At 38.4% G+C, this 17,620-nt stretch carries 16 protein-coding genes and 1 other RNA gene; 14 read left to right on the top strand and 3 right to left on the bottom strand.

Annotated elements, in window-relative coordinates:
* The first annotated feature begins 95 nt into the window (after positions 1–95).
* From RGT18_RS10895 to eno, 3 genes are read left to right on the top strand one after another with little or no spacing between them, the layout of a single operon-like run.
* The gene (locus tag RGT18_RS10895) at positions 96–1,274 is read left to right on the top strand and encodes a phosphoglycerate kinase (protein ID WP_028078577.1); all 1,179 of its coding nucleotides are present in this window, start codon (positions 96–98) and stop codon (positions 1,272–1,274) included.
* An 11-nt stretch (positions 1,275–1,285) separates the two neighbouring features.
* Positions 1,286–2,038 (top strand): triose-phosphate isomerase, encoded by a 753-nt coding sequence (tpiA, locus tag RGT18_RS10890; RefSeq protein WP_028078578.1) that lies wholly within the window; start codon positions 1,286–1,288, stop codon positions 2,036–2,038.
* Between the two features lie 59 nt (positions 2,039–2,097).
* The gene (gene eno, locus RGT18_RS10885; RefSeq protein WP_028078579.1) at positions 2,098–3,447 is read left to right on the top strand and encodes a phosphopyruvate hydratase; all 1,350 of its coding nucleotides are present in this window, start codon (positions 2,098–2,100) and stop codon (positions 3,445–3,447) included.
* Between the two features lie 213 nt (positions 3,448–3,660).
* On the opposite strand, the gene RGT18_RS10880 is transcribed toward eno, so the two are convergent.
* Positions 3,661–4,062, bottom strand: coding sequence for a hypothetical protein (locus RGT18_RS10880; protein ID WP_037404227.1), 402 nt, complete (start codon positions 4,060–4,062; stop codon positions 3,661–3,663).
* Between the two features lie 300 nt (positions 4,063–4,362).
* Here RGT18_RS10880 and RGT18_RS10875 point away from each other — a divergent pair, with 300 nt between their 5' ends.
* From RGT18_RS10875 to RGT18_RS10825, 11 genes are all read left to right on the top strand, one after another.
* Entirely contained in the window at positions 4,363–5,535 is a 1,173-nt protein-coding gene (locus tag RGT18_RS10875; RefSeq protein ID WP_338176176.1) for an IS110 family RNA-guided transposase, read from the top strand.
* 339 nt (positions 5,536–5,874) lie between these two features.
* The gene (locus tag RGT18_RS10870; protein WP_211220326.1) at positions 5,875–7,257 is read left to right on the top strand and encodes a Sapep family Mn(2+)-dependent dipeptidase; all 1,383 of its coding nucleotides are present in this window, start codon (positions 5,875–5,877) and stop codon (positions 7,255–7,257) included.
* 101 nt (positions 7,258–7,358) lie between these two features.
* Entirely contained in the window at positions 7,359–9,152 is a 1,794-nt protein-coding gene (locus RGT18_RS10865; protein WP_051241048.1) for a glycerophosphodiester phosphodiesterase family protein, read from the top strand.
* A 130-nt stretch (positions 9,153–9,282) separates the two neighbouring features.
* Positions 9,283–9,441 (top strand): hypothetical protein, encoded by a 159-nt coding sequence (locus RGT18_RS10860; protein WP_156022850.1) that lies wholly within the window; start codon positions 9,283–9,285, stop codon positions 9,439–9,441.
* 218 nt (positions 9,442–9,659) lie between these two features.
* A complete protein-coding gene (gene secG / locus RGT18_RS10855; RefSeq protein ID WP_006525712.1) occupies positions 9,660–9,884 on the top strand; it encodes a preprotein translocase subunit SecG in 225 nt (74 codons plus the stop codon).
* A 114-nt stretch (positions 9,885–9,998) separates the two neighbouring features.
* Entirely contained in the window at positions 9,999–12,332 is a 2,334-nt protein-coding gene (rnr, locus tag RGT18_RS10850) for a ribonuclease R (RefSeq protein WP_051241047.1), read from the top strand.
* On the top strand, positions 12,313–12,774 hold the full coding sequence (gene smpB / locus RGT18_RS10845) for an SsrA-binding protein SmpB (protein ID WP_028078680.1): 462 nt from the start codon (positions 12,313–12,315) through the stop codon (positions 12,772–12,774). The genes rnr and smpB overlap by 20 nt, the downstream gene beginning before the upstream one ends.
* A gap of 147 nt (positions 12,775–12,921) precedes the next feature.
* Positions 12,922–13,277: a transfer-messenger RNA gene (ssrA, locus tag RGT18_RS10840) on the top strand.
* 178 nt (positions 13,278–13,455) lie between these two features.
* Positions 13,456–13,758, top strand: coding sequence for a DUF6809 family protein (locus RGT18_RS10835; protein WP_028078679.1), 303 nt, complete (start codon positions 13,456–13,458; stop codon positions 13,756–13,758).
* Between the two features lie 2 nt (positions 13,759–13,760).
* A complete protein-coding gene (locus RGT18_RS10830; RefSeq protein ID WP_028078678.1) occupies positions 13,761–13,952 on the top strand; it encodes a hypothetical protein in 192 nt (63 codons plus the stop codon).
* Positions 13,952–14,326, top strand: a complete 375-nt coding sequence (locus RGT18_RS10825) for a TnpV protein (RefSeq protein WP_028078677.1) — start codon at positions 13,952–13,954, stop codon at positions 14,324–14,326. The genes RGT18_RS10830 and RGT18_RS10825 overlap by 1 nt, the downstream gene beginning before the upstream one ends.
* Before the next feature lie 336 nt (positions 14,327–14,662).
* Here the strand turns inward: RGT18_RS10825 and RGT18_RS10820 are convergent, their stop codons facing one another.
* Both RGT18_RS10820 and RGT18_RS10815 read right to left on the bottom strand, forming a co-directional pair.
* Complete coding sequence (locus tag RGT18_RS10820) at positions 14,663–15,850, bottom strand: IS30 family transposase (RefSeq protein WP_338176187.1); 1,188 nt, start codon at positions 15,848–15,850, stop codon at positions 14,663–14,665.
* A 398-nt stretch (positions 15,851–16,248) separates the two neighbouring features.
* Positions 16,249–17,523, bottom strand: a complete 1,275-nt coding sequence (locus RGT18_RS10815) for a helix-turn-helix domain-containing protein (RefSeq protein WP_338176185.1) — start codon at positions 17,521–17,523, stop codon at positions 16,249–16,251.
* Between the last annotated feature and the right edge of the window lie 97 nt (positions 17,524–17,620).

Below are 17,620 nucleotides of genomic sequence, written 5' to 3'. Positions count from 1 at the left end.
AAATTGTCTTAAAATACTCATTATTTACGTTTCTTCATTTTCAAGTTTGGCTCGCAAGTGTTATAATTTTTGCAGTACATAGGAGGATAATTCAAATGTCTAAAGTTACTGTAAAAGACCTAGATGTTAAAGGAAAACACGTCATTGTTCGTGTTGACTTCAACGTTCCACACAAGGGAAATGTAATCACAGATGATAATCGTGTTCGTGCAGCATTGCCAACAATTAATTATCTTACAGAGCATGGAGCAAAAGTATTACTTTTGAGCCACTTAGGTAAGATTAAGACTGAAGAGGACTATGCAAAGAATGATATGTCTATCGTTGCAGATTGCTTAGCTTCATTGCAGAGTGCACCTGTAAAGTTTGTAAATGCTACTCGTGGTGCTGAACTTGAAGAAGCAGTTGCTGCTCAGGAAGAGGGTTCTATCGTACTGATGCAGAACACTCGTTATGAGAAGGGCGAAACAAAGAATGATGAAGAGTTAGGCAAATACTGGGCTTCATTAGGAGATTTATTTGTAGAAGATGCATTTGGTTCTGTACACAGAGCTCATGCGTCAACAGTTGGTATTCCAACACATATTCCTTCAGCTTTAGGTTTCTTAGTTGAAAAGGAAGTTAGTGTTTTAGGTAAGGCAGTTAATGATCCACAAAGACCATTCGTTGCTATCTTAGGTGGTGCGAAGGTTTCTGATAAGATCGGCGTTATCGAAAACTTATTGAAGATTGCTGATAAGGTATTAATCGGTGGAGGAATGGCTTATACATTCTCAGCTGCTAAGGGTGGCAAGATTGGTACATCTCTATTAGAAGCTGACAAAATGGAATTAGCGAATGAATTCATGAACAAGGGCGAAGGTAAGTTATTCTTACCTGTAGATACAGTTGTAGCAAATGACTTCTCTAACCCAACAGAAATCAAGACTGTCGTTGCTGGAGAAATCCCAGATGGCTTTATGGGCTTAGATATCGGTCCTGAATCTGTTAAGAAGTTCCAGGGTGAATTAGTTGGTGCTAAGACAGTATTCTGGAACGGACCAATGGGTGTATTTGAAGATGAAAGATTTGCTAAGGGTACAATCGCTATCTGCGAAACATTAGCTAACCTTGAAGGTGCTACAACAATTATCGGTGGTGGTGATTCTGCTTCTGCTGCTAAGAACTTAGGTTTCGCAGAGAAGTTCAGCCACATCTCTACAGGTGGTGGAGCATCTCTAGAATATATGGAAGGAAAGGAACTCCCAGGAATCGCTATTATTCCTGAGAAGTAAGGAAAAGAAACATGACAAGAAAACCAGTAATTTTCGGTAACTGGAAAATGAATAAGACACCTTCAGAAGCTGCAGAGTTTATGAAGGGTATTGAAGAAGTATTGACAGGCACAGAAGCTGCTGATTATGGTATTGGTGCTCCATACGTTGACTTAAATGTTTGCGTTAAGGCTGCTAAGAATTTATTAATCGCTGCTGAAAACTGCCATGAAAAGGATTCTGGCGCTTATACAGGCGAAGTATCTGTTCCAATGTTAAAGGAAATCGGTATTACATACTGCATTATCGGTCACTCCGAAAGACGTACATACTACAACGAAACAGATGCTGCTTGTGCTGCTAAGTGCAAGAGATTATTCACTGATAACATCACACCTATCTTATGTGTGGGTGAAACAGAAGCTGAATACGATGCTGGCAAGACTGAAGAAGTTGTTAAGTCTCAGTTGGCTGGTTCTTTAGCTGGTTTAACAGCTGAAGAAGTATCCAAGATGGTTATCGCTTATGAACCAATCTGGGCTATCGGAACAGGTAAGAGTGCTGATGTAAATACAGCTGAAGCTTGCTGCAAGCTAGTTCGCGAAACAGTGAAGAGCTTATATGATGAAACAACCGCTCAAGCAGTTCGTATCCAATACGGCGGATCTGTTAAGCCAACAAACATCAAGGAATATATGGCTTGCGAAGACATCGATGGTGCGTTAATCGGTGGTGCATCCTTAAAGGTTGAATCCTTCAAGGAAATTATTGACGCTACAAAATAGGTTCTTACTCAGCTTAGCTGAGAGAATATGTTTTAGGTTATCATAGGAGGAAAATTTAGATGCCTAATTTTATTGATCCAATTGCTGAAGTACACGCACGTGAAGTCTTAGACTCTCGTGGAAATCCAACAGTAGAATGTGAAGTTACAACTGAGTCCGGTGCTTGGGGACGTGCTATCGTTCCATCAGGCGCTTCTACAGGTGAACGTGAAGCTTTAGAGCTTCGTGATGGTGACAAGGGTCGTTTCCTTGGCACAGGTACATTAAAAGCTGTTGCTAACGTTAACGAAAAGATTGCTCCAAAGGTTATCGGTTTAAATGTATTTGACCAGAACTTAATTGATAAGACAATGCTTGATCTTGATGGAACACCATTCAAGAGCAACCTTGGCGCAAATGCTACATTATCTGTTTCATTAGCTGCTGCTCGTGCTGCTGCTGATGCTTGTGGCTTGCCATTATACAAGTATATTGGTGGTGCCAATGCTAAGGTATTACCAGTTCCAATGATGAACGTATTAAACGGTGGTAAGCATGCTGATTCTTCTGCAGACTGCCAAGAATACATGATTATGCCAGTAGGTGCTAAGAGCGTACACGAAGCAGTTCGTATGGGTTCTGAAGTATTCCATGTATTAAAGAAGGTATTAAAGTCCTACAAGTACAACACAGCTGTAGGTGATGAAGGTGGATATGCTCCATCATGCGTACCTGGAAACAACGGTCCATTAGAAACATTAGGTAACGAAGGCCCATTGGCTTTAATGGTTGAAGCTGTTGAGAAGGCTGGTTACAAGTTAGGTGAAGATATCTGCTTTGCTATGGACTTAGCTGCTTCTGAATTCTACAACGCTGAAAAGGGTGTTTATGAATTAACACGTTCCGGTGAAGGTGACAAGACATCTGAACAGATGATTGACATGTTAGCTTCATGGGTAGAGAAGTATCCATTAATCTCAATCGAAGACGGCTTAGCTGAAAACGACTGGGATGGTTGGGTTAAGTTAACAGAACGTTTAGGCGAAAAGGTTCAGCTTGTTGGTGATGACCTCTTCGTTACAAACACAACATATATCAAGAAGGGAATTGAATTAAAGGCAGCTAACGCTGTATTAATCAAGGTTAACCAGATTGGTACATTAACAGAAACATTAGATTCTATCGAAATGGCTAAGGAAGCTAAGTATACAGCAGTTGTATCTCACCGTTCAGGTGAATCTGAAGATTCAACAATCGCTGACTTAGTAGTTGCTACAAACGCTGGTCAGATCAAGACGGGTTCTATGAGTCGTACAGACCGTATCGCTAAGTACAACCAGTTGATGAGAATCGAAGAAGAATTAGGTTCAGTTGCAGAATACCGTGGAAGACAGGCTTTCTACAACGTTAAAGCTCTTTCTTCAAAATAAGAATGATTTGAAAAAGTTCACTCATATGTGAACTTTTTTCATGAATATAGATTTTTTGTATAGACTATGAACTTAATATTGGTATAAATTCACAGTAAATATGAGAATATAATCAATAGCCATTTATGGCTTCCTCTCTAGTTTGTTTCTTTCTTAGCAAAAAGTTAAAAACTGAGAGGTTTTTATTTTTGAAGGTAGCCTAACCCCAAGTAATTAATAGCGTTTTATTATAGTTGTTTTTTCAATAGTCCATCCAATCATCCAACCAATCACAAGTAGATAATTTTCGATAGCTCCTACTAGATTAACAGTTTCGTGCATCTGTAAGTAATGGATAAAGTGATTTGTACCAATCCCAATACCACCAAGAATCAAAGCGAGTAGATTGGATTGTAAATAGATCCAATTATAATGACGATAGGCAGTAATTAATATTACAAGTACTGCTATATTCCAGAAACCAATTTCTCTTTGCCATCCTGTTGAGATACCATATGCCGCATGACTACCCATATATTCTGGTGCGCAGATTTGAAGAACTGCAGCACCAGATATCGCAATCATCAAGAGAATAAATAATATACGTAAGAGAAGATTCATTCGCTGTTGTTTCATGTTGTAAAACCTCCTGGTATATTCAATTTGACTCATATAGCTGACTAAATTGAATATACGTTTTCTTTCTACCTGACCTCGTATCCGTCAGGACTGTTTTTGATAGAATTGAAATCGTGAATGTGTACTTTGACAACCTCCTTGAAGCTTTGACTTCATTTTTTAGAATCTTGCCACTTCTTAATATTCAGAATCGAGATCAGTTGTATGGGTCTTTGAACTCTTATCTTTTACCAGGATCTATGCGGATACTTTGTAAGTGGAATACATATTCATATTTTACAGAAAGGATATATTTTTATGCGTTACTTTATCGGTATTGATGTAGCTAAATTCAAACACACCGCTTGTGTCATAGACACGTATGGCACCGTCCTTGTAGAATCCTTTGATTTCACTAATGATATCATCGGCTTCCAATCCTTATTGAAAAATATCAAACCATTCTTTAAAAAGAAACACCTCGTTGGTATGGAAGATACGGGACATTACGGAGACAATCTTCGCAACTTCTTATTGGAAAAACAGTATAAGGTCGTTATGTTAAACCCCATCGTTACATCTCATATCCGTAAGGCTTCCAACAAAGTCAAAAACGATAGAATCGATTGTTTCGTCATTGCCAACACGATGATGAATCCTAATTTCTACAGAGACCAACATGCACAATCTATTGATTACGCTACGGTACGTCAACTGACACGTATGCACCATACACATACGGAAGAAATCAACCGCTATAAGTATCAGTTACAGAAATCAATTGATATTGTCTTTCCAGAATTCAATTCTCTTCTCAACACCAAATATTCAAAAACCTATCTCGAGATACTAGATACCTACCATAGTGCTCATACAATCGCCAATACCGATATCCGCCTGTTACGGAATACATTGAAAAATGTTGGCGTAGGTCGTTCCGTATCAATCTCTGCAGAACAACTTAAGAAAGCTGCTAAGGAATCTATCGGTCAACACAACCTTGCGATTGAAATGGATATTCCATTTTTGATTTCTCTTATCAGAAGATTAACTTCAATATTAGGTGAAATCGATAAAAAAATAGAAGAATTCAGTCATCAACTAAACTCTCCTATCTTGGACATATCTGGAATTTCCCACTTTTCAGCTATGTCGATCATCTCCGAACTTGGTGACATTACTTATTTCTCTAGCGAAAAGAAACTCATCAAGTTCGCCGGTGTAAACCCATGCGTTTATGAATCCGGCACCTATAGTATGACACATACGCGGTTAGAAAAGAAAGGGTCAAAATACTTGCGCAAGACACTATATCAAATCATTGATGTTGTCATACGCTTCAACCCTATATTCCAAGCATTCTATCAAAAGAAGATTTCACAGGGTAAGAGTTACCGCTGTGCACAAGGTCACTGTATACGTAAACTCTTACGCGTTATATACAAGATACTTTCCACAGGTGAAAGATTCAATCCTGAAAAATTGAAATAGTCTTAATCCCATAATTCCAGTTGAAAGCCAAACTATGTAAAGATAGTTGTTTTTATTGTACACAATTCACTTTTCAAAGAACTATCGACACGTATATTTATCAAGTTATCTATTTTCAAACTTTTTCATCACTTTACTCTTGATTTACATATAGTTGTCTAAAAAATATAAAAAATAGTAATACTGCATGGAATCAATTGTCAAGCTAAGCTTGATAGATCAAAGATTGTATATAGTTTTCAAGAACATTCTTGGAATTATGAAAAAATACAAACAATTTATCGTGTGAATTCCCTTAAAAAAAGAATTGAATGATACTATTAGTGTAGGAGGATTTCAATGATGAAATTTATTGATGAAGCACGTGCGTATCAAGATAATATGATTGAAGATTTACGACAGCTTGTAAAAATTGAATCTGTACGTGATGATGCTGCTGCGACAAAAGAAGCACCTTTTGGACCAAACATTGCAAAGTGCTTAGACAAAGCGTTAGAGATTGGTAAACGCGATGGTTTTAAAGTAGAGAATGTAGATGGTTATGCTGGTGTGATTCAGTATGGTGATTTAGAAGAATCTGTTGGTGTACTAGGTCACTTGGATGTTGTGCCTATCGGTGATGGCTGGACATTTGATCCACTCGGTGGAGAAATCAAAGATGGCTATATCATGGGTAGAGGTACTTGTGATGACAAGGGTCCTGCAATTGCAGCATATTACGCAATGAAGATTTTAAAGGACAAGGGTTATAAGTTAAAACATAATATTCAAATGATTTTAGGTACAGATGAAGAAAATACTTCTGCAGGTATTCTTTACTATAAGAAAGTACGTAAGAATCCAATTATGGGTATCGTACCAGATGCGGACTTCCCATGTATCTATGCAGAAAAGGGTATCTTAGATTTTGCTACACAGGGAAAGATTGATTCCTGTATCAAGTATATGAAGTCCGGTACTGCGTTTAATGTAGTTATCGGTAAGGCTGATGCTATCGTTGACAAGCCACTTGAGAAGGAATACTTTGAGAAGTTCTTACTTGCCAATGAATTAACTGGTGAATGTCACGAGGATGAAGCTGGGGCACATTATCATATTGATGGTAAGCCATTCCACGCATCTCGTCCTTATATGGGTGTAAATGCGGCTGTGAAGATGTTTGAATTTGTCGGCAGTTGCTATAACGATGAATTCAGTTTAAACGCTGTGAAGTTATTCAAGGATCCATATGGTGTTGGATTGAAGGTTGCTTATGATGGTGCATACATGGGACCTTTAACATTCAATATGGGTAAAGCAAATATTGAAGATGGACAGGTATACTTCGCATTAGATTATCGTTATCCAAATGAATGTGAAGGTAGTGATTTACTAAAGAGAAGTGCAGATATCATCAAGGAAGTATTACATATTGATACAGAGCTAGTAGATGATTCTAAGTGGTTATTAAATGATCCTAATAGTGAACTTATTCAGACATGTCTGAAGCACTATCGTGCATTTAGTGGAGATACTTATACACCTCCTCTACGTATTGGTGGCGGTACATATGCTCGTAGTTTTGAAAATTTTGCGGCATTTGGACCAATCTTCCCAACACGTGAATATGCATCATGGGTTGGTGCTGAACATGAAGCAGATGAGGGTTTTGAAATCGAAACAATGATTCTTGCCTGTGCAATTTACGCAAATGTTCTGTTTGATTTGGCTTGTGAACAATAAGCAGTAAATAGCCTAAGTCAGGAAGTATCCATCTGGGTACTTCCTTTTTGTGAAAGATAATTCATGTGCGTAGGGTGTAATAGTGTGGTTAAATAGTAGGTATGAAAACAACCAAGAAGTCACCAGCACAAGATAGAGTATTCTCATTTCGCTATTATTGGCATGGTTTACCAGAAATTTTGTATTATCAAATTCCTGCAAAAATCATTTTGTTTATGATGTTTTCTTTTGCGGAGGGCATCCTAGGATCCATTATGAACTTAACAGGGATCTACTCTGTCAGTAGTGGAGAATTACCGTCCTTATTACGTAGTTGGTATGGTTGGGCTGTATTAATTACAATCACAATCTTATTTACGATATATATGGCATTTGATATTATCATCCTGATTTTATTGAGTCGTAATATCCTATACAATCAAAAGAAAAAGATGAAGGAAATCATCTCTACTGCAATTCGTATATCACGAAAATTTATTAACTTTAGAGGATGTCTGATTGGAATGTATTTTGCGGTGATCATTCCACTGAATACCGCAATGATTGGCTTGCGTTTAACAAAGCATACTGTGCCACAGTTTATTTATTCTGTAATACGTTCGAATCATTTATATATGCTTGCATATGCAGTGCTTGTACTAGTTTTAGACTTTATTGGAATCATACATGTATTCACTTTCCATGGAGTATTATTTGACAACTATTCACTGGCAACATCCATGCATGAATCAAGGAGTCTATTTTTTAAGAACTGGAAGAAAATTGTTTGGGCATACCTAAAGTTCTTCGCTATGTTCGTATTGATACTTGGAGTAGGTGTTATAAGTATCGTTGTTATACCGTACTATGTGTCACGTTTGATTATGCAAGCAAGATTCTGGTATCACTATCTGATCATCATGGTAGTGATTATGGGATTGATATTCATCTTCTTATTTACAATGATATTTATTCAGGCACAAGCGATGTGCCTGACACGTGTGTATGATGAATGCACATTTGCAGGATATCAAGAAGCACAGTTTAAAACACCTGTTCTTTTCCAAAAGAGTTTCCGCTTTGTCGTATCCATTAGTCTTTTGGCTTCACTAATATTTGGCTATGGTGGTGCGATGATTTTTGATGATTTATTTTCCAAGGGATATACAACAGAGGTGATTGCACACCGTGGTGGTGGAGACTTATCCACAGAGAATACAGTGGAATCCATTCGTGCAGCGATAGAGGCTGGTGCGACAGCATCTGAAATTGATGTACAAAGAACTGCAGATGGTCATTATGTTATATTCCACGATAATACGTTGAAACGTTTATGCAATGATCCACGTACAATACAAGAACTAACACTAGAAGAAATCAAGAAACTCAGAATCACTGCACCTGATGGTCATCGGGTGAGAATCGCAACATTAGAAGAGATACTAAATACCGCTAAAGATGAAATCAAACTCTATATCGAATTAAAGGGTAAAAGAGCAGGTATGCAGATGGCAAATGATGTATACCAAATGCTTGTGGAAAGAAATATGGTGAATCAAGCACGCATTATCAGCTTAAATGCGAATCTAATTACACAAGTTGAGAAAACCTATCCTGATGTTGAGACGGAGTATCTTTGCTATATCGCTTATGGTCAGATTGAATCAATGGAAGTGGATGCGATAGGCTTAGAAGAGGAACTAGCAACCACAAAGAGAATTGATGATTTACATGATGCAGGTAAAAAGGTAGATGTATGGACTGCAAATTCCTTTGGATCGATCATACGATTTATGGTTTCGAATGTAGATGGTATTATTACAGACAGTGTACAACTAGCAATGAGTATCAAGGATGGAAAGAGTGATTCACCTGATTTCACAAGATTACTACGAATTTTCTTTCCACAGATTTAATTATGCATGCATGTTTCGAGTAGAAAACTAGTATGAATAATTTAGAATGTATTAATTTTGTATAATCAACAATGTAAGTATTGCACTAATTGCGTCACAGTTATCACACTTTAGGATCAATAGTTCTGTTGTGGTAACTGTATTTGGTAGAAAATTATTCTTTGCGTTAGCAACTGTAGCTCTTGTAGTAGTTGTTATTCGCGGGGTGTTGTCAAAGGACGCAAAGGTATTAGGAAAATCAATTCTTGCAACACGTATTACTTTATACTTTGGAATCCATTCTATGTAATGCGTCAGGGACGCTTTGGTTTAGGATATATCCTATGTCTAGCGGATGATATTACACTTGGCATCATTTATATAAAAGAAACAAGGGGTAAGGAGAGTTGTTGCTAAACCACAACCTACAGTGCCAGAAGGCGAGAATTTCGAGAAGGAATAAAGTGATATTGGACATCAATATAAACCGATGTTATAATACTGTGGCAAGCGAAAGGAGCTTTTTAGATGCTTAACGCTATATTAATGGTTGTATCGGCTTTGCTGATTATTTTATCACTATTACAGGGTGGAAAATCTGACGGTATTTCTAGTGCATTTACTGGAAATGGCGGATTAAATCTATTTGCCAACACAAAGGAGAGAGGATCTGAAAAGGTCATTTCTAATCTAACGTTGGTACTTGGAATTGCATTTTTTGCTTTAGTTATCGCGATAAGAGTGATTAAGTAACCGGTGAAAGCCGGTTTTTTCTTACGAAGAAACATTGAATATTATCGGATATTGCTTATTACAAAGATACAGAATAGATACAGCTAAAGACAGGCTGTAACAGAAAGAAGAATTATGGAGAATTTAAAAGAGAGAATATTAGAATATATTGAAAATCATCCAAAAAAGAATCGTAGAGTGGACGATATTTTAAGTGCACTTGGGATGACTTCCTCATCGGATTTCGTGAAAGTAAGCCAAGCATTATCTGAATTAGAACGTGAATTACTATTATTTAGAGCAGATGATAACCAATATTTAACACAAAAGCAGGCTGGAGTCATGACGGGTAGAATTTCTATCAATCGTTCTGGTCTTGGTTTTGTAGACCGTGAAGATAAGGAGTCAATTAAGATTGATCCTACTGATCAAAATACTGCACTAGATGGAGATACTGTTCTTGTTCGCTGCAAGCCTTGGGAAACCTATGGTGAAGTATTACGAGTAATTACACGTGCAAAGGATTTTATGATTGGTACGTTTTTGCCACGTGGGAAAAGACTAAAGTTTATTCCTGATGATGAAAAGCTACAGGATAAATTAATCACAGTAAAATATGACCAAGATTTTCTTCCTGTTGAGGGAATGAAGGTTCTTTGTCGTATACAGAAGTATGGAACAGCAATTGTTGTATATGTTGAACGTGTAATTGGTTACAAGGATGATCCAGGAGTAGATATTCTTGCGATACTTCTTGACCATGATATTGATCCACAATTCCCTGAAGCTGTTATGGAAGAGGTTAAAACAATTCCCCAGGAAATTCAGGAAAGTGATAAGAAAGACCGCGTTGATTTAACTAGTGAAACAATCGTTACCATTGATGGCGATGACTCGAAAGACTTTGATGATGCAGTGGGTGTTACACCCGTTGAAAATGGTTGGGTGTTAAAGGTTTCCATTGCAGATGTATCGCATTACGTAACAGAAGATAGTGCTTTGGATCAGGAAGCTCTTGCACGTGGTTGTTCTACATACGTGACAGACAGGGTTGTACCAATGTTACCACATGAGTTAAGTAATGGTATCTGTTCTTTAAATCCATATGTAGAAAGATTAACAATCACATGCCAGATGAATGTCAATCACAGTGGTAAGATTGAGGAATACTCCATTTATCCAAGTGTTATCCGTTCTACAGAACGTATGACATATGCAAATGTAAATAAGATTCTAGATGGTGATGAAAAACTACAAGAAGCGTATAAGCATTTAGGCAATCTCTTTTTTGATTTAAGAGATTGTGCTGATGCAATTCGTGTAAATCGTACAGCGAAGGGTGCTATCGACTTTGATGGCACAGAGACAGTAGTGGAAGTGGATGAGAATGGGCATCCAATTGATGTACATGCACGTATGAGTGGTCATGCGGAAAGAATGATTGAAGACTGCATGATTGCGGCTAATGTATCTGTAGCCAACTATATGAAGTGGTTGGATGTACCATCCATTTATCGTATTCATGAGTCACCAACCGCAAAGAAGATGAAAGAATTTGTACGTATCTCCGAGGGTATGGGGCACAAGTTGGTTTTAGGTAAAACAGCGATTTATCCAAATGAATTGCAGAGATATTTAGCATCTGTACATGATATTCCAGAATATCCAGTACTAAGTACAATGTTATTGAGATGTATGCAGAAAGCGCGATATGATGCTTCTTGTATTGGACACTTTGGCCTAGCAGAAGATGAATATTTACACTTTACTTCTCCGATTCGTCGTTATCCAGATTTGGTCGTACATCGTATGTTACGTAAGTATTGTTTCCAAGCGAACGATAACTTAGAACAACGCACAATTTATCTAGAGAAATGCAAGGCACAAGCTGAACATGCAAGCATTCGCGAAAGAAATAGTCAAGATGCTGAATATGCATGTGAAGATATGAAGATTGCGGAATACATGCATGAAAGAATTGGCAAGACTTATTCTGGTATTATTTCAAGTATTACAAGCTTTGGCATGTATGTGAAACTTGAAAACACAGTAGAAGGTATGATTCGTGTTGCGGACTTAGATGATGACTATTATGAGTTTAATAAAGATCGTTTTGAACTTGTAGGTCAAAGACGTAAGAAGACATATCGTATTGGCATGCCTATTAAGATAACAGTTATTGATGCGAATAAAGATGCAGGTACTGTAGACTTTGCGATTGCAAAGAAGCCATCAAGATTCTCTTTAGGACGTGATCGTTTCTCAAATGATCGTCGTTCTTCACAAACACGTATGCCAAGAGAAGATAGGAAATTCGGTGACAAGAAGGATAAAAAACCATTCTCACCCAAAAAACGTGGTAAATTTGATGGTTCAAAACCATCGCATATAAAACAGAGTGATAAGAAATCATTCTTTAAAGGAAAATCAACCGGAAGGAAGATGACGCATGGTAGAAAAGACGCATGAAAAAACAGTAGCTCTAAATAGACGTGCTTCACATGACTACTTCCTTAAGGAGAAGTTTGAGTGTGGCATTGTTTTGACAGGCACTGAAATTAAATCAGTTAGACAAGGAAAGATTCAATTTCAAGATTCCTATATCTCCATTTATCGTGGAGAAGCTTGGATTAAAGGAATGCACATCTCTCCATATAAGTACGGGAATATCTTCAACGTAGATGAAACACGTGATCGAAAGCTGCTGTTACATAAACTAGAGATATTCCGTTTACATCAGAAAGTAAAGTTAAAGGGCTATACATTGATTCCTGTGCGCATGTACTTGAAGGATGGAAGAGCCAAACTTGAAATTGCACTGGCAAAGGGTAAAGATCTCTATGACAAGCGTGAAACAGAGAAGTTACGCGATGCGAAACGTGCAATGGAGAAGGCACTAAAGTTTCATTAAATATAAATCTAAAAGTATCGAAATCATTACATGGTGGTTTCGATGCTTTTAATGAAAAACATGTATTTCGTTGGTGCTAAAATGGTACTGCGATATACTTGCAATGAAACGCTTAGCGTGTTATATTCCAATTGCGTTACAAACTATGGGGCTGTCATGGTTTCGACAGGTTTATGTTTGATTTGTGCGGCAGTGGAGTTGTGACCTAATCACTAAATAAATTTAAACGCAAATAGAACAAATAGTTTCGCTTTTGCTGCCTAAGAACGCTAGATGCGTTGCAGCAACCCGGTCAATGCTTTAGCCATTCTGTATTGATTGCGTAAATAAATGGATACGGTGAACCTAATGCCTGTAGGGCGAACCCGACAATTTACAGGTAAATTCAATAACTTGTTCGCTCACTGTCGTGGTTATTGTCTTACTTTGCAGTGAGATAAACTGTAGATGCACAAATGTGGGACTATTCTTGGACAGGAGTTCGACTCTCCTCAGCTCCACCAAATGTATATTGGACGAACACCAATTTCTTCAACGGCGGTTTTGCCGTGAAAGTGTCCTTCTGATACAAATTACAAAAGCACCATCTTGGTTAATTCCAGGATGGTGCTTTTGCTATATCCGCACATTCGATTTATCATCCGCTATCACCTACAATATAGGCACAAGGAGGTAATCAGAATGGAAGGATTTATTGAAGAGTTCTTCTACGGAAATATCGATCCGCAGGCACGAAGTTCAACGCAAAATTCGGCAGCCCAAAAAGAAATGCGGAGACTGAGTGATTACGAAGAAGAAATGACAAATCAGCTCATAGGTGAGGAAAAGAGAAAGTTTCTTGCCTATGTCAACGCTTGGGGCGTAGTCAACGGCGAAGGAAATCTCGACAGTTTTATCATCGGATTTCGCCTCGGAGCAGCTTTTATGCATGACACGTTTCTTTCGGACAACGCTCCGTACACAGATTTTTTGAGGGAGGAATAACAATGCGCAAATCAAAGCGAAAATATTTTTACTTGGATGACTTTGAACACAGGTTGCTTGTTGGATGCCTAATGACGGCTCGTAATGAGTATATTCACGAGGATAAGCCAATAGAGGATGTCAATGAACTGATTCTCAAAATCATTGATGCTCCGTCAAAGAAATTGCGTGTAATCACAAAGGAGGGAGCATAATGGAGAAGTACATTACGGATGAACGCACCGGGCTGAAATATGAGCTTGTCGGCGATTATTACCTCATTGCCGGTGACGATGAACCGGAGGAACGTCCTATCGGGATATGGGGGCAAAGGCATCTGCGGTATCTGAAACAGCATCGCAAAACTGTTTACGCCGATCTACTGACGAGCGGAAAGTTGAATGACTACCTCGCCGATCTAAACGAGCAGGCTGAGGATATGTTCTTTCGACTGGTAAATGAACTTGCCGAAAAGGCAGGTATCACGGAAAAGTTCAAGACATCCGACCAAATGGAATGGGTACGGCGGATGAATTCAGTAAGGCAGTCAGCAATAGATGCAGTAAACGACAATCTAATATTTGCGTAGACATTGCGGAGGGAGAGAGTATTCTCACCCTCCGTTTTCTATAAAAATCGTCCATTCCGACCGTATTATTCCCAATATCCACCACAGAATCCCTCACGATTGCTTAAGTTTCAAAGTAAACGCAACACGATAAGCAAAGGCAACAGATAACGAACTAATGTAGTCATTATCAGATGATTTTTTAATCTATAATGACTCTTTTTAATGGTAATATGGTATCTTCTATGTAGGGATACTTGCTTTTTGGGCGCAATGAAAACAACTGAAGGGTTTAGGTGTCAACTAAACGCAACAGTTCAGTTTGTGTAAGTCGAGTATCCGTTGGACTTCGGGGACCTATTGAATTAGGTCTAGGCTTAGATTGACTTCATCTGGATCGATTGGTGTTAATCCAAGCTTTTTTATTGTTTTGAGTTCTGCTCTAGTGAGACATTCAAATGGTGAACGACCATCCAATGAGTCACGCTTGACGGAATTGATATGGCTCATCATTAGATTTACCTTTTCTTGTGTAAGGTCGTTAAAGGAAGTTCCTTGGGGCAGATATTTTCGAATATATTCATGATTCTTTTCAATACGCCCCTTTTGTTGGGAAGCACGGGAATCACAATAAAATATACGACAGCGCTGTACGTTGCGTGTACCATGTTCCAAGGAAATGGGGTCCTTGAATTCAGGACCGTTGTCTGTAAGCACCACATGGAACATAGTAGCGAACCTTGCAAAGCCGATTTTCCTTTGGATGTAGTCGAATACTTCTGTTACAGAAGCTTGTGTATTTCTATTCCTTAGGAAGGCAAACATAAATTTACTCTTACGTAATAGTAGAGTTAGAAGCACCTTTTCGCCGACACCTTTCTTACCGATGACGGAATCCATCTCAGCGATATTAGCTTTCGGATGTTGGGCAATGAATTCCTGAAAGGCAGTATAATCGCGTCCCACACGGCACGATTGATTGTCTATCATTGTGTTATCGCCACGTTTGATATTCTTTTTGAGGAGCGGATAGCGAACTCGCTTGGGAAGATCTATATTGCGGATGGTGAGCTTATTGTCATTGACATAGCGGTAAAAAGTAGAACGGGATATTCCCATCTGTTCACCATGAGTGGAGAATACGTGGGCGACGGTTTGCCTTTGGTCACGAATCAAAGGTGTGACGAGATTATCGAGAAATCTCAGACCTTTTTCCCCAGTACGGATCTTCTCTCTAGACAGATGAAGAGTAGATTCATAAGCACTATGTGCCTGTGCAGGGATGTAGCGATACTTTCTTTTTTTACATGCAGAGAAACGAGGACAGCCATTGCATACCCAAGGGGCCTTCATGATTCGGCTGCAGGTAGGAGCGAGAGGATGAAAGACAGAGTATTCATCAAGGATCCTATGCTTTTCAAGTTCTCTGGAAACAGTAGAAGCAGAGGCATTCAAAGCGGCAGCTATCATACGCATGGAATGATTTTGTCTGACATGCATAAGGATATTGATACGGTCTTCGAGTGTGAAATGTTTACCTGACATAAATGTTTTCTCCTGGTATCTAAAATAGGAGTCCAACGGATACACAGGAATAAAGATAACATGTCACATGTTAACGCAACAGAGTGTTGCGTTTATGTTGAAACTGCTCAAGTGAAAAGTTAAATTCCACTTCTAAAGAATAAACAATAAAGTGGAAGTAAGTCATTCAGAAATAGTACTGGCAAGGATTGATAATCCAAGATGGTACTATTTTTAAGTTGAAAATGATTTTATTTTAGTTAGAATGAAGGTGAAGTAACAGAAAAATGAGCGCATGAAAGGTAGGCAGAATCTACTGTTCAAAAAATTTGTAAGAGTTGATTCTACTTCGTTGTTTGGTGAAAGTTATATGCCGATCCTTCGTGTGTAATTGATTTTGAAACTTCTTGGTTATCTTCTTACTTTAGAAGATATGGTTTTAGAATTACTTCGTCTGGTGGGATTTCGGTAATTCCAAAATCATAGAGTTTCTTGGCCATTTCTTCGTTGTAGAAATGGAGCAGCTGTATGGATGATCTTCCGTGCAGCTTTTCTTTTGGATATGAATTAATATGGATACTGATGAGATTTGCCTTTTCTTGTGATGTAAGTCCCAATGCATGGAGATCACATCCCTTTGGGCATATCTCTCTTACCAATAGGTGTAGGTTCTCTAGACTACCTTTCTGCCAAGAGGCCATTGAATCACAGTAGAACATACGTGTCCTGCGAGTTCCATCTTCACGTATCTCCGCTTCTTCAGCTAGGACGAATTCACTTCCTCTGTCGGTTAATATGACCTCGGCTTCTTTTTCGAACATTTCTTTTCCTAATATCTTTTCCAATAATAGGATCCCATCCAACATATGTAAGGAGTCCTTTACGGTTTGATAGATACATATCAACAGGTCATACTCTCTGAATTTGAAGGTCTGTAGGAAAGGTCCGTTGGACACGTCGTTGTATACCGTATCCATCTCTACGACCTTGGCATTTGGATTCTTTTCCATGTATATCAAGAAGTCGGAGTACTTTCTTCCTGTCAGGTATCGATTGTCTTTACGTGGCTTGTATGTATTGCGCTTTTGTTTGGACATCTTTCGTCTTACGACACGTTTCAAATCGATGGCACCGATCGATACACCCACATCTTGGAAGACACCATTTTCGATATAGTTGTATATCGTCTTTTCGGATAGCTTGATCTCTTTGTGGCTTTGAAGAATAGAGTAGATGGACTGACCTTTCTTAATCAATGGTAATAAGAGTTCACCGAGCTGCTTGATATCATTTACTGTCGCATTGACACCTTGTCGTGAAGATGTAAGTGTCATCTGGTAGTCGTGCTGTGCATCGAGGGCAGAGTATCGATATTTGTCATAGCGACAAGAGCGATAGTTTCCACATCCATTACAAGCTCCTGGTGACTTGTCCCTGCGAGTACATTTGAAAGGGACATAATCGATACAATCCAGAGTACAATGGCGTTCATGTTTACAGCGTTTGTAGTTAGCACACTCTAGAGGCAGATTACATTTGTATGCAAGGACACGATGGAATTTGATTTCTTTTCCTATGGTTGATTTGTCTTTACCAAGGGTAGTAGCGATAGCTTGTTTGGTAGAACCATTTTCGATACCAGTTTCAATGATCTGTCTATCTGAATAAGACATGTGTGAATTCTTCGTTAACATAATGTTTTCCTCCTAAAACACGAAGAATCGGCACTTATATTGAACTAGAAGTGTAAGAGTAAATTCAACTAGAGCTTGGTGAATAACTAAATTCAAC

Source organism: Solobacterium moorei, assembly GCF_036323475.1.
GTDB classification, from domain to species: Bacteria; Bacillota_I; Bacilli_A; order Erysipelotrichales; family Erysipelotrichaceae; genus Bulleidia; species Bulleidia moorei.
This window is presented reverse-complemented; position numbering and strand designations above follow the sequence as displayed.

What these genes read in the sequence shown, in the direction of transcription:
- RGT18_RS10870 (WP_211220326.1), top strand. Translation starts at nt 5,875, where the DNA reads ATGATGAAATTTATTGATGAAGCACGTGCGTATCAAGATAATATGATT.
- RGT18_RS10825 (WP_028078677.1), top strand. Translation starts at nt 13,952, where the DNA reads ATGGAGAAGTACATTACGGATGAACGCACCGGGCTGAAATATGAGCTT.
- RGT18_RS10835 (WP_028078679.1), top strand. Translation starts at nt 13,456, where the DNA reads ATGGAAGGATTTATTGAAGAGTTCTTCTACGGAAATATCGATCCGCAG.
- tpiA (WP_028078578.1), top strand. Translation starts at nt 1,286, where the DNA reads ATGACAAGAAAACCAGTAATTTTCGGTAACTGGAAAATGAATAAGACA.
- smpB (WP_028078680.1), top strand. Translation starts at nt 12,313, where the DNA reads ATGGTAGAAAAGACGCATGAAAAAACAGTAGCTCTAAATAGACGTGCT.
- RGT18_RS10865 (WP_051241048.1), top strand. Translation starts at nt 7,359, where the DNA reads ATGAAAACAACCAAGAAGTCACCAGCACAAGATAGAGTATTCTCATTT.
- RGT18_RS10895 (WP_028078577.1), top strand. Translation starts at nt 96, where the DNA reads ATGTCTAAAGTTACTGTAAAAGACCTAGATGTTAAAGGAAAACACGTC.
- RGT18_RS10815 (WP_338176185.1), bottom strand. Translation starts at nt 17,523, where the DNA reads ATGTTAACGAAGAATTCACACATGTCTTATTCAGATAGACAGATCATT.
- secG (WP_006525712.1), top strand. Translation starts at nt 9,660, where the DNA reads ATGCTTAACGCTATATTAATGGTTGTATCGGCTTTGCTGATTATTTTA.
- RGT18_RS10820 (WP_338176187.1), bottom strand. Translation starts at nt 15,850, where the DNA reads ATGTCAGGTAAACATTTCACACTCGAAGACCGTATCAATATCCTTATG.
- rnr (WP_051241047.1), top strand. Translation starts at nt 9,999, where the DNA reads ATGGAGAATTTAAAAGAGAGAATATTAGAATATATTGAAAATCATCCA.
- RGT18_RS10880 (WP_037404227.1), bottom strand. Translation starts at nt 4,062, where the DNA reads ATGAAACAACAGCGAATGAATCTTCTCTTACGTATATTATTTATTCTC.
- RGT18_RS10875 (WP_338176176.1), top strand. Translation starts at nt 4,363, where the DNA reads ATGCGTTACTTTATCGGTATTGATGTAGCTAAATTCAAACACACCGCT.
- eno (WP_028078579.1), top strand. Translation starts at nt 2,098, where the DNA reads ATGCCTAATTTTATTGATCCAATTGCTGAAGTACACGCACGTGAAGTC.
- RGT18_RS10830 (WP_028078678.1), top strand. Translation starts at nt 13,761, where the DNA reads ATGCGCAAATCAAAGCGAAAATATTTTTACTTGGATGACTTTGAACAC.